Origin of the sequence: Pseudomonas asiatica (genome assembly GCF_009932335.1) — a bacterium.
GTDB lineage: Bacteria > Pseudomonadota > Gammaproteobacteria > Pseudomonadales > Pseudomonadaceae > Aquipseudomonas > Aquipseudomonas asiatica.
This window is the reverse complement of the sequence record NZ_BLJF01000001.1, coordinates 199,649-214,493: the sequence shown is the minus strand read 5'-3', so window position 1 is coordinate 214,493 and position 14,845 is coordinate 199,649. Positions and strand designations below refer to the sequence as shown.

The 14,845-nt window shown below is 63.2% G+C and carries 12 protein-coding genes; 11 read left to right on the top strand and 1 reads right to left on the bottom strand.

Annotated features, from left to right (window positions below; genetic code table 11):
• Nucleotides 1-52: 52 nt before the first annotated feature.
• The 11 genes from GYA95_RS00960 to GYA95_RS00910 all read left to right on the top strand — a co-directional run bounded on the left by GYA95_RS00960 (nucleotide 53) and on the right by GYA95_RS00910 (nucleotide 13,084).
• Nucleotides 53-1,645, top strand: a complete 1,593-nt coding sequence (locus GYA95_RS00960; RefSeq protein ID WP_015269043.1) for an ABC transporter substrate-binding protein — start codon at nucleotides 53-55, stop codon at nucleotides 1,643-1,645.
• A gap of 224 nt (nucleotides 1,646-1,869) precedes the next feature.
• Nucleotides 1,870-3,249, top strand: a complete 1,380-nt coding sequence (locus GYA95_RS00955; RefSeq protein ID WP_041506249.1) for an OprD family porin — start codon at nucleotides 1,870-1,872, stop codon at nucleotides 3,247-3,249.
• 77 nt (nucleotides 3,250-3,326) lie between these two features.
• Entirely contained in the window at nucleotides 3,327-4,937 is a 1,611-nt protein-coding gene (locus GYA95_RS00950; RefSeq protein WP_170976269.1) for an ABC transporter substrate-binding protein, read from the top strand.
• 91 nt (nucleotides 4,938-5,028) lie between these two features.
• Entirely contained in the window at nucleotides 5,029-6,039 is a 1,011-nt protein-coding gene (locus tag GYA95_RS00945; RefSeq protein WP_012316108.1) for an ABC transporter permease subunit, read from the top strand.
• Between the two features lie 10 nt (nucleotides 6,040-6,049).
• Entirely contained in the window at nucleotides 6,050-6,976 is a 927-nt protein-coding gene (locus GYA95_RS00940) for an ABC transporter permease subunit (RefSeq protein ID WP_015269040.1), read from the top strand.
• 10 nt (nucleotides 6,977-6,986) lie between these two features.
• Complete coding sequence (locus GYA95_RS00935; protein WP_015269039.1) at nucleotides 6,987-7,955, top strand: ABC transporter ATP-binding protein; 969 nt, start codon at nucleotides 6,987-6,989, stop codon at nucleotides 7,953-7,955.
• The gene (locus GYA95_RS00930; protein ID WP_015269038.1) at nucleotides 7,955-8,923 is read left to right on the top strand and encodes a peptide ABC transporter ATP-binding protein; all 969 of its coding nucleotides are present in this window, start codon (nucleotides 7,955-7,957) and stop codon (nucleotides 8,921-8,923) included. Before GYA95_RS00935 ends, GYA95_RS00930 begins: the two co-directional genes overlap by 1 nt.
• 372 nt (nucleotides 8,924-9,295) lie before the next feature.
• Nucleotides 9,296-10,105 carry an AraC family transcriptional regulator gene (locus GYA95_RS00925; protein WP_015269037.1) on the top strand — a complete coding sequence of 270 codons (810 nt, stop codon included), beginning with the start codon at nucleotides 9,296-9,298 and terminating at the stop codon, nucleotides 10,103-10,105.
• A 64-nt stretch (nucleotides 10,106-10,169) separates the two neighbouring features.
• Complete coding sequence (locus tag GYA95_RS00920) at nucleotides 10,170-11,576, top strand: NAD(P)/FAD-dependent oxidoreductase (protein WP_015269036.1); 1,407 nt, start codon at nucleotides 10,170-10,172, stop codon at nucleotides 11,574-11,576.
• 34 nt (nucleotides 11,577-11,610) lie between these two features.
• A complete protein-coding gene (locus tag GYA95_RS00915) occupies nucleotides 11,611-11,952 on the top strand; it encodes a cupin domain-containing protein (protein ID WP_015269035.1) in 342 nt (113 codons plus the stop codon).
• Between the two features lie 52 nt (nucleotides 11,953-12,004).
• Nucleotides 12,005-13,084, top strand: coding sequence for a polyamine ABC transporter substrate-binding protein (locus tag GYA95_RS00910; RefSeq protein WP_161551228.1), 1,080 nt, complete (start codon nucleotides 12,005-12,007; stop codon nucleotides 13,082-13,084).
• A 117-nt stretch (nucleotides 13,085-13,201) separates the two neighbouring features.
• Here the strand turns inward: GYA95_RS00910 and GYA95_RS00905 are convergent, their stop codons facing one another.
• Entirely contained in the window at nucleotides 13,202-14,785 is a 1,584-nt protein-coding gene (locus tag GYA95_RS00905) for a peptide chain release factor 3 (RefSeq protein ID WP_003257876.1), read from the bottom strand.
• Nucleotides 14,786-14,845: the final 60 nt, after the last annotated feature.

The following is a 14,845-nucleotide window of genomic DNA, read 5'->3' as shown; positions in this document are numbered from 1 at the left end:
TTGCCGCCATTCGTACCCCGAGGCGGCGCAAACAGACGTAAAAGGACTTGCCATGCGCCATACCACCCGAGTTTCCGCCCTGCTGGCCCTGGGCCTGATCAGCCAATCGCCGGCCCTGCTGGCCAACAACCTGGTGTTCTGTTCCGAAGGCAGCCCCGCCGGCTTCGACACCGCCCAGTACACCAGCGCCACCGACAACGACGCCGCCGAACCGATCTACAACCGCCTGGTCGAGTTCGAACGCGGCGGCACTGCCGTGCACCCTGCCCTGGCGACCCGCTGGGAGGTGTCCAAAGATGGCCTGCGCTACACCTTTCACCTGCGCGAAGGGGTGAAGTTCCACAGCAACAAGGCCTTTGCACCGAGCCGCGACTTCAACGCCGACGACGTGCTGTTCACCTTCAACCGCATGCTCGACAAGAACCACCCGTTCCGCCAGGCCTACCCGACCGAGTTCCCCTATTTCATCAGCATGGGCCTGGACAAGAACATCGCCCGTGTCGAAAAGACCGGTCCACTGACCGTGGTGTTCACCCTGAACAAGGTCGATGCCGCGTTCATCCAGAACCTGGCCATGAGCTTCGCCTCGATCCTCTCTGCCGAATACGCCGAACAGTTGATGACCAGCGGGCGCCCCAGCGACATCAACCAGCAACCGATCGGCACCGGGCCGTTCGTGTTCCAGCGTTATCAGAAGGATTCGCAGATCCGCTACAAGGGCAACAAGGCCTATTGGTCACCGCAGGACGTGAAGATCGACAACCTGGTGTTCTCGATCAACATCGACCCTTCGGTGCGCATCCAGAAGCTGCGCCGCAACGAATGCCAGGTCACCCTGAACCCGCGCCCCGCAGACCTCCCGGCGCTCAAGGCAGACAGCAAGCTGCAGGTGCTGCAACAGCCTGGCTTCAACCTCGGCTATATCGCCTACAACACTCAGCACCCACCGTTCGACCGCCTGGAAGTGCGCCAGGCAATGGATATGGCAGTGAACAAGCAGGCGATCATCCAGGCTGTGTATCAGGATTCCGGCCAGCTGGCAGTCAACGCCATGCCGCCAACCCAGTGGTCCTATGACGACAGCATCAAGGACGCCCCCTTCGATCCGGAAAAGGCCAAACAGCTACTGCAGCAGGCCGGAGTCAAGCCGGGCACCGAGATCACCCTGTGGGCCATGCCGGTGCAGCGCCCGTACAACCCAAACGCCAAGCTGATGGCGGAAATGCTCCAGGCCGACTGGAGCAAGCTCGGCTTCAAGGTGCGCATTGTCAGCTATGAATGGGGCGAGTACCTCAAGCGCATGAAAAGCGGCGAGCACGATATCGCCCTGATCGGCTGGACCGGGGACAACGGCGACCCGAACAACTGGCTGGGCACCCTCTACAACTGCGATGCCATCGGCAGCAACAACTACTCGCTGTGGTGCGATCCGCAGTACGACAGCCTGGTCAAGCAGGCCAAGCAGGTCACCGACCGCGCGCAGCGCACCGCCCTGTACCAGCAGGCCCAGCAGCGGCTCAAGCAGCAGGTGCCGATTACCCCGGTGGCACATTCAACGGTCAACCAACCGCTGAGCATCAAGGTTTCCGAATTCAAGGTCAGCCCTTTCGGGCGCAACGATTTTTCCGGTGTGAGTGTTGATTGAGCATTAGCCGGTACCGGCCTCTTCGCGGGTAAACCCGCTCCCACAGGGTTCTCCTCAGGTTCACGAAACCTGTGGGAGCGGGCGCGCCCGCGAAGAGGCCGGCACAGCCAACACAACGCCCCGATTCTGCCCGGTGACCCCGGGCAACCCTGGCAACACCGCAGCAAGAAGCCCGGCCCACAAGGCCAGGCAATAACTAGAAGAACAGAAAGGGAGCTTTAACCTTGAGACTATTCACCTTGACCGCACTGGCTTTATCCATCAGTGCCTTATCCACCGTGACCCAGGCAGACCCGCAAAGCCAGGAATACGTGCCCATCACCCTCAAAGGCAGCAGCGAGCAGGAGCAGGCCAGCGGCTTCGTCGACGGCCAGAGCCTGTCCGGCAGCACCCGCAACTGGTATGCCCGCGAGCGCGCCGCACGCGCCCCGCTGTGGAAGTACTACAAGAGCGACGGCACCCGCCACGACACCCACAGCCGCGAGAACTGGGTGCAGGGCACCATCCTCAACTACAGTTCCGGTTTCACCCAGGGCACCGTCGGCTTCGCCGTCGAAGCCGCCGGTTACAATGCCATCGCCCTGCTGCAGAACCGCGAGGACGTCGCCGGCCCCAACAACCGCACCCTGACCCACAGCGACGGCGACCCGGTCGGCCAGTGGAGCAAGATGGGCCTGGCCAACGTCAAGGCGCGGGTGTCCAACACCACCCTCACCGTCGGCCGCCAATCGGTGGACACGCCGATGATCGCCTACATCGGCAACCGCGCCCTGCCCTCGAGTTTCCAGGGCGCGTTCCTGCACAGTGCCGAATTCGACAACCTGAGCTTCGACCTGGGCACCTTCGACCGCGTCTCGCCACGTACCGAACAGAGCCTCAGCAAGTTCCGCACCGAGTACAGTGCCACTGGCGTGGAAACCGACCGCGCCAGCACCGCCGGCATCAACTACCAGCCGTTCAAGAGCCTGAGCACCAGCCTGTACGCCACCAAGGTCGACGACTTCTGGAACCAGTACTACTTCGGCGCCAACCATGTGCTCGGTGATAGTGCAGTGCTAAGCCTGAGCACCGGCCTGAACTACTACAAGACCGTCGACGCCGGCAGCAAGAAGATGGGCGATATCGACAACGACACCTACAGCCTGTCGTTCGGCCTGACCCATCAGGCCCACACCCTCAGCGCCTCCTGGCAGCAGGTCAACGGCAACGAGTACTTCGACTACCTGCACGAAACCAACGGCATCTACCTGGCCAACTCGCTGCTGTCGGACTTCAACGGCCCCAACGAGAAATCGCTGCAGATTTCCTACGTGCTGAACATGGCGCCGTACGGCGTGCCGGGCCTGAAGTTCAACCTGTACAACGCCCGCGGCTGGGGCATCGATGGTACCCATTACCGCGGTACCGCCTACGACGTGAACGGCCTGGATGGCGAAACCCACTACGAGTGGGGCTTCGGCACCAGCTACGCGGTACAGAGCGGGCCATTGAAAGACACCAGCATCCGTGCCACCTACACCGCGCACCGCGCCAGCAAGGCCCAGGGCGATGGCAGCCTGGATGAGTTCCGGGTGGTTACCACCATTCCATTCAACATTCTCTGACCGCCGGCGCCACGGCCTGCTTCGCTGCGGGCCGTGGCGGCTACGCTGGAATCAATGCAAGCAGGGAGTTTCAACCCATGCAGAGAGCTTTCATGAAATCGCGGCCACTGCGCCTGGCCCTGGCCGCACTGCTTCTGGGCGGTGCCACGCAACTGGCGGCCAAACCATTGGTGGTGTGCACCGAAGCCAGCCCGGAAGGGTTCGACATCGTCCAGTACACCACTGCGGTCACCGCCGATGCCTCGGCCGAGACGGTGTTCAATCGCCTGGTCGACTTCAAGCCCGGTACCACCGAAGTCCAGCCGGCCCTGGCCGAGCGTTGGGCCATTTCAGCCGATGGCCTGACCTACACCTTCCATCTGCGCCAGGGCGTGAAGTTCCACACTACCGACTACTTCAAGCCCACCCGCGACTTCAACGCCGATGACGTCCTGTGGAGCCTCAATCGCCAGCTCGATCCGAACCATCCATGGCATGACAAGACCAGCGTCGGATACCCGTACTTCGAGAGCATGGGCTTCAAGGACCTGCTCAAGTCGGTCAGCAAGGCCGACGAGCACACCGTGGTGATTACCCTTACCCGACCGGAAGCGCCGTTCCTGCGCGACATGGCCATGGGCTTCACCTCGATCTACTCCGCCGAATACGGCGACCAGTTGCTCAAGGCTGGCAAGGCTGCCGAGTTGAACAGCAAGCCGATCGGCACCGGCCCGTTCATCTTCCAGCGTTACAACAAGGATGCCCAGGTTCGCTTCAAGCCCAACCCGGACTATTTCCGCGGCAAGCCACCGGCCGATGCGCTGGTCTTCGCCATCGCTACCGACAGCAATGTGCGCCTGCAGAAACTGCGCGCCAACGAGTGCCAGGTAGCACTCTATCCCAAGCCCGATGACGTGCCGTCGATCAAGCAGGACCCGAAACTCAAGGTCGAGGAGATCGAGGCCTTGGTCACCGGTTACATCTCGATGAACACCGAACACAAATACCTGAGCGACGTTCGCGTGCGCAAAGCCATCAACATGGCCTTCGACCGCCAGACCCATGTCGACCAGTTGTTCGGCAAAGGCAACGCATTGGTCGGCGTGAACCCGTACCCGCCGACCATGATCGGCTACAACAACGAGAACAGAAACCCACCCCGCGACCTGGCCAAGGCGCGCGATCTGCTCAAGCAGGCGGGCGTGCCCGAAGGTACGGTAATCACCCTGTTCACGCGCAACGGCGGCGGCCCGACCAACCCCAACCCGCGCTTGTCTGCCGAGATGCTGCAGGCTGACCTCAAGCAGATCGGACTGAAGCTGGACATCCGCGTGATGGAGTGGGCCGAAATGCTGCGCCGGGCCAAGAAGGGCGAGGCCGACCTGGTGTCCACCGGCTGGGCCGGCGACAACGGCGACCCGGACAATTTCCTCAGCCCGCTGCTCAGTTGCGATGCCGCCAAAAGCGGCGAGAACTATGCACGCTGGTGCAACCCCAAGTTCCAGGAGCTGATCAGCCGCGCCCGCGAAGTGATCGACAACGACGAGCGTGCAAGGCTCTATAACGAGGCATTGAAAGTGTACGATGACGAACAACCCTGGATCAGCATGGCCCATCCGAAGATGTTCACCGCCATGCGTGACAACGTGGAGGGCTACGTGATCAACCCTCTGACCAACAACAACTTCGCCACAACCAAGGTGAAGTAGAACAACAACGACCGCCGGCAACCCACACGGGAACCGGCGGCACCACCGTAGCGGGCTGATCGCCCCACGGCCTGATGAGGTAACCCCGACAATGTTGAGCTTTATTGCCCGGCGCCTTGGCCTGCTGATACCGACCTTTTTCGGCATCACCTTGCTGACCTTCGCGCTCATACGCCTGATCCCCGGCGACCCGGTGGAAGTGATGATGGGCGAGCGCAGGGTCGACCCCGAAATGCATGCCCAGGCCATGGAGCGCCTGGGGTTGAACAAGCCGCTGCCGGTCCAGTACCTGGACTACGTCGGCAAGCTGGCCCAGGGTGACCTCGGTGAATCGCTGCGCACCCGCGAGAGCGTTTGGAGCGAGTTCCTCACCCTGTTCCCGGCCACACTCGAACTGGCCTTCGCCGCCCTGTTGTTCGCCGGCATCGTCGGCCTGCTGGCCGGGGTGATCGCCGCGCTCAAGCGCGGTTCGCTGTTCGACCACGGGGTGATGGGCATTTCGCTGGCGGGTTATTCGATGCCGATCTTCTGGTGGGGCCTGATCCTGATCATGTTCTTCTCGGTAAGCCTGGGCTGGACCCCGGTGTCCGGGCGCATCGACCTGCTCTACGACATCGAGCCGAAGACCGGCTTCATGCTCATCGACACCCTGCTCAGCGACGAGGAAGGTGCGTTCAAGGACGCGGTGATGCACCTGATCCTGCCGGCCATCGTGCTCGGCACCATCCCGCTGGCGGTGATTGCCCGCATGACCCGCTCGTCGATGCTCGAAGTGCTGCGCGAGGACTACATCCGCACCGCCCGCGCCAAAGGCCTGTCGCCGGCCCGCGTGGTGTTCGTACACGGCCTGCGCAACGCGCTGATCCCGGTACTGACCGTATTCGGCCTGCAGGTCGGTACGTTGCTGGCCGGTGCGGTGCTGACCGAAACCATCTTTTCCTGGCCGGGCATCGGCAAGTGGCTGATCGAAGCCATCGGTGCCCGTGACTACCCCGTGGTCCAGAACGGCATCCTGTTGATCGCCTGCCTGGTGATCCTGGTCAACTTCGTCGTGGATATCCTCTACGGCCTGGCCAACCCACGCATCCGTCATCAGCGCTGAGGCCTTCGCCATGACTAGCCCGATTCCGAAATCCGTCACGCCGGCCAGCCCGGTGGACCAGAGCCTGCTCTACCCCTCGCCATACAAAGAATTCTGGCAAGCCTTCGCCCGCAACAAAGGCGCGGTGATGGGCCTGGCCTTCATGTGCCTGGTAGTGTTCTGCGCGCTGTTCGCGCCGTGGGTCGCCCCGCACGACCCGAGCGAGCAGTACCGCGAATTCCTGCTGACCCCACCGGTGTGGCTCGAAGGTGGCAGCTGGCAGTTCATCCTCGGCACCGACGAACTGGGCCGCGACCTGCTTTCGCGGCTGATCCAGGGCGCGCGGCTTTCGCTGCTGATCGGCCTGTCGTCGGTGGTGATGTCGCTGATCCCTGGCATCCTGCTGGGCCTGCTGGCCGGTTTCTTCCCGCAACTGCTCGGCCCGTCGATCATGCGCCTGATGGACGTGATGCTGGCCCTGCCCTCGCTGCTGCTGGCGGTGGCCATCGTCGCCATCCTCGGCCCAGGCCTGATCAACACCGTGATCGCCATCGCCATCGTGTCGTTGCCATCCTACGTGCGCCTGACCCGCGCCGCCGTGATGGGCGAGCTGAACCGCGACTACGTCACCGCCGCACGCCTGGCTGGTGCCGGGCTGCCACGGCTGATGTTCGTCACCGTGCTGCCCAACTGCATGGCACCGCTGATCGTGCAGGCCACCCTCAGCTTCTCCTCGGCCATCCTCGACGCCGCCGCCCTGGGCTTCCTTGGCCTTGGCGTACAGCCGCCGACCCCGGAGTGGGGCACCATGCTGGCTTCGGCCCGTGACTACATCGAGCGCGCCTGGTGGGTGGTGAGCCTGCCCGGCCTGACCATTCTGCTCAGTGTGCTGGCAATCAACCTGATGGGCGACGGCCTGCGCGATGCGCTGGACCCGAAACTCAAGAACGCCGCCTGAGGAGAACGCCATGTCACTGTTGCAGATCAACAACCTGAACGTGCGCTTCGGCGACACCAATGCGGTACCGGTAGTCGATGGCCTGGACCTGACGGTGGAAGCCGGCGAGATCCTGGCCATCGTCGGCGAATCCGGCTCGGGCAAGTCCGTGACCATGATGGCCCTGATGGGCCTGATCGACGCCCCCGGGCACATCACCGCCGACTCGCTCACCTTCGACGGCACCGACATGCTCAAGCTCAGCGGTCGCCAGCGACGCAAGGTAGTGGGCAAGGACATCGCCATGGTTTTCCAGGACCCGATGACCGCGCTCAACCCCAGCTACACCGTGGGTTACCAGATCGAGGAAGTGCTGCGCCAGCACCTGGGCCTGAAGGGCAAGGCCGCGCGCCAGCGTGCCCTGGAGCTGCTGAAGAAGGTCGAGATCCCGGCTGCGGAAAGCCGCCTGGACGCCTACCCGCACCAGCTGTCCGGCGGCATGAGCCAGCGCGTGGCGATTGCCATGGCGATTGCCGGCGAACCCAAGCTGCTGATTGCCGACGAACCCACCACTGCGCTGGACGTGACCATCCAGGCGCAGATCATGGAGCTGCTGGTCAACCTGCAGAAGGAGCGCAACATGGCGCTCATCCTGATCACCCACGACCTCGCCGTGGTCGCCGAAACGGCCAGGCGGGTGTGCGTGATGTACGCCGGCCAGGCCGTGGAAGTGGGCCAGGTGCCGGAGCTGTTCGACGTGCCCGCCCACCCCTACAGCGAAGCGTTGCTGGCGGCGATCCCCGAGCACAGCATCGGTGCCGAACGCCTGGCCACCCTGCCTGGCATCGTCCCCGGCCGCTACGACCGCCCCGTGGGTTGCCTGCTGTCACCGCGCTGCCCGTACGTGCAGGACAACTGCCGGCGCCAGCGCCCGCCCCTCGATCCCCAGGCCCATGGCCTGGTGCGTTGCTTCTACCCGCTGAACCAGGAGGTGGCGTGATGGCCGTCGTTCTATCCGCCCGGGAGCTGACCCGGCATTACGAAGTCTCCCGTGGGCTGTTCAAGGGGCACGCCCTGGTCCGCGCGCTGAATGGCGTGTCGTTCGAACTGGAGGCCGGCAAGACCCTGGCCGTGGTCGGCGAATCCGGCTGCGGCAAGTCGACCCTGGCCCGCGCCCTGACCCTGATCGAAGAGCCGTCGTCCGGCTCGCTGCAAATTGCCGGCACCGAAGTGAAAGGCGCCAGCAAGAGCGAGCGCAAGCAATTGCGCCGCGATGTGCAGATGGTGTTCCAGAGCCCCTACGCCTCGCTCAACCCACGGCAGAAGATTGGTGACCAGCTGGCCGAGCCGCTGCTGATCAACACCTCGCTGAGCAAGGCCGAGCGGCGAGAAAAGGTGCAGAAGATGATGGAACAGGTCGGCCTGCGCCCCGAGCATTACCAGCGTTACCCGCACATGTTCTCCGGTGGCCAGCGCCAACGTATTGCCCTGGCCCGGGCAATGATGCTGCAGCCCAAGGTGCTGGTGGCGGACGAGCCGACCTCGGCGCTGGACGTGTCGATCCAGGCCCAGGTGCTGAACCTGTTCATGGACTTGCAGAATGAGTTCAACACCGCCTACGTGTTTATTTCGCACAACCTTGCGGTGGTGCGGCATGTGGCCGATCAGGTGCTGGTGATGTACCTCGGCCGGCCGGCGGAGATGGGGCCGAAAGAAGATATCTACGAAAGGCCGTTGCACCCATATACCCAGGCGCTGCTGTCGGCGACGCCGGCGATTCACCCGGACCCTTTGAAGCCGAAGATCCGCATTGCCGGGGAGTTGCCCAACCCGCTGAACCCGCCGGAGGGGTGTGCGTTTCACAAGCGCTGCCCGTATGCGACCGAGCGGTGTGCCAAGGAGGTGCCGGCGCTCAGGCAGGTGAGTACCCGGCAGGTGGCTTGTCACTATGCCGAGCAGTTTCTTTAGCCTTTAGATAGCCGGGGCTGCTTTGCAGCCCTTTCGCGACACCAGGCCGCTCCCACAAAGGACCACGATCTCCTGTAGGAGCGGCCTTGTGTCGCGATGGGCCGCAAAGCGGCCCCAATAATTTCAATGCATAAAGAACCAGATCAGTATAATCACCGGAATCGGCACCCCAATCATCCAGAGCAGTATCGAGCGCATGGCCTTTCTCCTTGTTCGATGTTGAACAGACCGGTGCACTCGCCATGCCATCCCTGTCAAAAAATCACTCTCAACCAAATCAACGGCTTACGCCCCAAGCCGCTTGGCAAAACCGTGCAATATGCCGGATCCGCCCCCTTGCAGCTGGGTGTTCTGCAATGCACTATCAGGCTCATGACCGCCACCACCCTCCCCGACGGCCCCGAGCAGACCCCGCTCACCGCCGACACCGTGCTGCGCTACCACCTGTGCTGGAAGCACCGCGACCTCGACGGCGTCATGGCGCTCTACCACCCCGACATCCAGTACCACGACTTCTTCCAGAACCGCGTGCTCGGCTACCAGGAACTGCGTGACTATGTGCGCGCCTGCCTGCCCCATGAAGCCGGCGAAGACATCGTGCACAGCGACCGCATCCGCGTCGACGGCTGTACCGCGTTCATCCAGTACCAGGTCACGGTCCAGGGCGGCGACGGCCTGGTGGCGTTCCAGTCCAGCGAGGCGATTACCGTGAAGGACGGCCTGATCTGGCAGGTCAACGAATACGCCACGCTGGTCCGCCGGAGCAGCAGTGGCCATGCCAGCAGCGGCCCGCGCCCGGCCACCAGCCGCCTGGGCCTGTCACCCCGACAGCTGTCGACCATGGCCCAGGACCTGGAACACTACTTCCAGCGCCAGCGCCCCTACCTGGACCCGGAGCTGGACCTGCAGCAGGTGGCCGACGCCAGCGGCTACAGCCGCAACCAGATCTCCTACCTGCTCAACCAGGTGCTCGGGCAAAGCTTCTACCGCTACGTCAACCAGGCCCGCCTGCAGCACCTGATGGCCAGCCTTGATAACGACAGCATCGAGGCCACGATCGACGAGCTGGCGTTCAATGCCGGTTTCAACTCGTTGTCGGCGTTCTACAAGTGTTTCCGCGAACACACCGGGCTTACGCCCAAGGCGTACCTGAAGCAAATTTCCCTGCGTGCACGCACGTAGGACAGCCGCCCGCCGACACCACTAGGATCGCCCACAGACCTTGACGGATGTGGAGCCGAACCCGATGCAACCCCTGCGCACGCTCAGCCTGTGGATGGACCAGCTCGACGAGCCGTTGTGCGCCCGCCCGGCCCTGCGTCAGGACCTGGACGCGGATGTGTGCATCATCGGCGCTGGCTACACCGGCCTGTGGACCGCCTACTACCTCAAGCGCCAGGCGCCACAGTTGAACATCGCGGTAATCGACGCCAACATCGCCGGCTTCGGCGCTTCGGGGCGCAACGGCGGCTGGCTGATGGGCAACCTGCTCGGCGAAGACCGCCTGCTGGCCACCCTTTCACCGCAACAACGCCGCGCCAGCATCGACCTGCTGCATGGCATTCCCGATGAAGTACACCGCGTACTGCATCGCGAGAGCATCGACTGCGACTACCGCAAAGGCGGCGTGCTCTACTGCGCCGCGCGCTACCCGGAACAGGAGCGCAGCCTGCGCGCCTACCTAGACGACCTTTATCGCCAAGGCATGACCGAGGACGACTACCGCTGGCTGCGCCCCGAACAGCTTGACGCTCAGTTGCGGGTCAGCAACGCCTATGGCGCCATCTACAGCCCGCACACCGCAACCATCCAACCCGCCAAGCTGGCGCGTGGCCTGGCCCGGGCGGTAGAAGCGCTGGGCGTTACCATCTACGAAAACACCCCAGCCATCGACTGGCAGCCGGGTGAGGTGCGCACCCCGTTGGCGCGCATCCGTTGCCAATGGACGGTACCCGCCGTGGAGGGCTATGCCGTCAGCCTGCCGCCACTGGGTAAACATCAGCTGCCGGTACAGAGCCTGTTGGTGGCCACCGAACCACTGCCGGAGGCCACCTGGCAACAGATCGGCCTGAACCAGGGCCAGGCGTTCAGCGAGAGCAGCCGCCAGGTCACTTACGGCCAGCGCACCGCCGACAACCGCCTGGTATTCGGCGCCCGTGGCGGCTACCGCTTCGGTGGCCGCCTGCGCGAAAACTTCAACCTCGACGAACAGGAAATCGAGCTGCGCCGCTACCTGTTCAGCGAGTTGTTCCCACAGTTGAAGCACGCACGCATCACCCATTCCTGGGGCGGCAACCTGGGCATGGCGCGGCGCTTCCGCCCGCACATGCTCTGCGACCGTCAACGCGGCATCGCCCTGGCGGGCGGCTACGGCGGCGAAGGCGTCGGCGCCACCAACCTGGGCGGGCGCACCCTGGCCGCGCTGATCCTCAACCAGCACAACGAACTGACCGCGCAACCCTGGGTGCTCGACAACCGCCCGCTTTCAAGCCTGGCCAGCTGGCCACCCGAGCCCTGCCGATGGCTGGGCTACAACGCGATCATCCAGAGCTTCGTCCACGAGGACCGGACCCTCGCCAACCCCGCCAGTGCGCCCTGGAGGCGGCGCCTTGCCAGCAATCTTGCGGACTTCATGGAAGGCTTCATGCGCTGATTTTTCCCCCTCACTGACACAGGATTTACCGGTCATGAGCATCACCCATTTCAAGAACACCGACAGCGCCGTGCTCGACAGCTCCAACCCGGTCACGGTGCCGCTTGGCGACCCCGTTGCAGTGACTTCGGTCACCTGCGTGGAACGCAGCGACGGCGTCGAAACCGGCATCTGGGAGTGCACCCCCGGGCGCTGGCGGCGGCAGATCGTGCAGCAGGAGTTCTGCCATTTCATCAAGGGCCGCTGCACCTTCACTCCCGACGGTGGCGAGCCCCTGCTCATAGAAGCCGGAGACGCACTGATGCTACCGGCCAACAGCACTGGCACCTGGGACATCCAGGAGACCGTGCGCAAAACCTACGTTCTTGTCTTCTGATCCGCTGATCGCCTGCCTTCGATAACAACACACAAAGCAAGGTAACCCCGACATGCGCACGCTCCTTCTCGCCCCCCTGATGCTGGCCGCCAGCGTGGCCGGCGCCGCCGAAACGGTGAAGATCTACAACTGGTCCAGCTACGTTGCCCCCGACACACTGAAGAACTTCCAGCAAGCCAGCGGTATCGTGCCCACCTACGACGTTTACGACAGCAACGAAACCCTCGACGGCAAGCTGATGACCGGCAACTCCGGCTACGACGTGGTGTTTCCGTCCAACCATTTCATGGCCCGGCAAATCCAGGGCAAGGCCCTCAAGCGCCTGGACAAGTCGCAATTGCCCAACTGGCACAACCTCAACCCGGTGCTGCTCAAGGCGCTCGAAGTGAACGACCCGGGTAACCAGTACGGTTTCCCATACCTGTGGGGCAGCACCGGCATCGGTTACAACATCGACAAGGTCAAGGCAGTGCTGGGCGACGATGCCCCGGTGGACTCCTGGGACCTGATCTTCAAGCCCGAGTACATGAGCAAGCTGAAAAGCTGCGGCGTCGCGGTGTTGGACAACGGCCCTGAACTGCTACCGATCGCCCTGCACTACCTGGGCCTGCCGCACCACAGCCAGGACCCGGCGGACTATGACAAGGCCAAGGCGCTGCTGATGCAGGTGCGACCGTATATCAGCTACTTCCACTCCTCGAAGTACACCGGCGACCTGGCCAATGGCGACATCTGCGTGGTGGTGGGCTTCTCAGGGGATGTGCTGCAAGCGAAGAACCGCGCCGAGGAGGCGAAGAACGGGGTGAAAGTGGGCTACTCGATACCCAGGGAAGGCGCACCGATGTGGTTCGACATGGTTGCCATGCCGGCCGATGCACCGGACGAAAAGGCCGGGTATGCCTACATGAACTACCTGCTGCAGCCAGAGGTGATGGCCAACATCAGCAACCATGCGCAATACGCCAACGGCAACCTCAAGGCGGACGGGCTGGTGGATCCGGCGATGAAGGGTAATACGATGATTTACCCGAGCGAGGAAGTAATGGGCAAGCTGTATGCGCTGGAGGCGATGCCGGCCAAGATCGACCGCATTCGGACGAGGATCTGGACCAGTATCAAGGCAGGAAACTGAGTGCGGCCGTAACGCGGTCACTGTGGGAGCGGGTTTACCCGCGAATGCGATGTTGAATTCACCGACGCATTCGCGGGTAAACCCGCTCCCACAGGGGTCAGATGCAAGCTTTCCGAATCAGTGGTGCTCGCGGGTAGCGCGGAACTTGATGTCCGGCCAACGCTCTTCCATCAGCGACAGGTTGACGCGGGTCGGCGCCAGGTAGGTCAGGTGCCCGCCACCGTCGATGGCCAGGTTCTCCATGGCCTTGTTCTGGAATTCCTCGAGCTTCTTCTTGTCGTCACAGCCGATCCAGCGGGCCGACCACACGGTGATCGGCTCGTAGGCGCACTCGACCTTGTACTCTTCCTTCAGGCGGCTGGCGACCACGTCGAACTGCAGCACACCGACTGCACCGAGGATGATGTCGTTGCTGCGCTCAGGGAAGAACACCTGGGTCGCACCTTCTTCGGCCAGCTGTTGCAGGCCTTGGCGCAGCTGCTTGGATTTCAGCGGGTCCTTCAGGCGCACACGGCGGAACAGCTCCGGAGCGAAGTGCGGAATACCGGTGAAGCCCAGCGCCTCGCCTTCGGTGAAGGTGTCGCCGATCTGGATGGTGCCGTGGTTGTGCAGGCCAATGATATCGCCGGCATAGGCCTCTTCCAGCTGCTCACGCTCGGAGGAGAAGAAGGTCAGCGCGTCGCCGATGCGCAGGTCCTTGTTGATGCGCACGTGGCGCATCTTCATGCCCTTCTCGTACTTGCCCGAGCAGATGCGCATGAAGGCGATGCGGTCGCGGTGTTTCGGGTCCATGTTCGCCTGGATCTTGAACACGAAACCGGTGAACTTCTCTTCCACAGGCTCCACGGTGCGCTCGTGAGCCACACGGCCCAGCGGGCGCGGCGCCCAGTCGACGACGGCGTCAAGCACATGGTCGACACCGAAGTTGCCCAGCGCGGTACCGAAGAACACCGGGGTCAGCTGGCCGTTGATGAACTCTTCCTGGTTGAACTCGTGGCAGGCGCCCTGCACCAGCTCCAGCTGTTCGACGAACGAATCGTACTGGTCGCCCAGGTGGGCCCGGGCTTCGTCCGAATCCAGCTTCTGGATGATCTTGGCTTCGGTGCGCTCATGGCCGTGGCCCGGGGTGTACACCACGATGTAGTCACCGGTCAGGTGGTACACGCCTTTGAAGTCGCGGTAGCAACCGATCGGCCAGGTGATCGGCGCGGCCTTGATCTTCAGCACGGCTTCGATCTCGTCGAGCAGTTCGATCGGGTCGCGGATGTCGCGGTCGAGTTTGTTGATGAAGCTGACGATCGGCGTGTCGCGCAGGCGGCACACGTCCATCAGGGCGATGGTACGTGGCTCTACACCTTTACCGCCGTCGAGCACCATCAGCGCCGAGTCCACCGCGGTCAGGGTGCGGTAGGTGTCTTCCGAGAAGTCTTCGTGGCCGGGGGTGTCGAGCAGGTTGATCATGTGCTCGCGGTACGGGAACTGCATCACCGAGGTGGTGATGGAGATGCCGCGCTGCTTCTCCATTTCCATCCAGTCGGAGGTGGCGTGGCGGTCGGACTTGCGCGACTTCACGGTACCGGCGACGGCAATGGCCTTGCCCATCAGCAGCAGCTTCTCGGTGATGGTGGTCTTACCGGCGTCGGGGTGGGAAATGATTGCGAAAGTGCGGCGCTTCGCGACTTCGGCGGCCTGGTTGGTCATGGGAAATCGCCTGACTGGGGGATTAAAAAGGGGCGATATCATACCTGAAGTTGAGCCGGG

Bases quoted from the DNA above. Each gene is read 5' to 3' on its own strand.
- GYA95_RS00960 (WP_015269043.1), top strand. From the start codon at position 53: ATGCGCCATACCACCCGAGTTTCCGCCCTGCTGGCCCTGGGCCTGATC.
- GYA95_RS00950 (WP_170976269.1), top strand. From the start codon at position 3,327: ATGCAGAGAGCTTTCATGAAATCGCGGCCACTGCGCCTGGCCCTGGCC.
- GYA95_RS00945 (WP_012316108.1), top strand. From the start codon at position 5,029: ATGTTGAGCTTTATTGCCCGGCGCCTTGGCCTGCTGATACCGACCTTT.
- GYA95_RS00940 (WP_015269040.1), top strand. From the start codon at position 6,050: ATGACTAGCCCGATTCCGAAATCCGTCACGCCGGCCAGCCCGGTGGAC.
- GYA95_RS00935 (WP_015269039.1), top strand. From the start codon at position 6,987: ATGTCACTGTTGCAGATCAACAACCTGAACGTGCGCTTCGGCGACACC.
- GYA95_RS00930 (WP_015269038.1), top strand. From the start codon at position 7,955: ATGGCCGTCGTTCTATCCGCCCGGGAGCTGACCCGGCATTACGAAGTC.
- GYA95_RS00925 (WP_015269037.1), top strand. From the start codon at position 9,296: ATGACCGCCACCACCCTCCCCGACGGCCCCGAGCAGACCCCGCTCACC.
- GYA95_RS00920 (WP_015269036.1), top strand. From the start codon at position 10,170: ATGCAACCCCTGCGCACGCTCAGCCTGTGGATGGACCAGCTCGACGAG.
- GYA95_RS00915 (WP_015269035.1), top strand. From the start codon at position 11,611: ATGAGCATCACCCATTTCAAGAACACCGACAGCGCCGTGCTCGACAGC.
- GYA95_RS00910 (WP_161551228.1), top strand. From the start codon at position 12,005: ATGCGCACGCTCCTTCTCGCCCCCCTGATGCTGGCCGCCAGCGTGGCC.
- GYA95_RS00905 (WP_003257876.1), bottom strand. From the start codon at position 14,785: ATGACCAACCAGGCCGCCGAAGTCGCGAAGCGCCGCACTTTCGCAATC.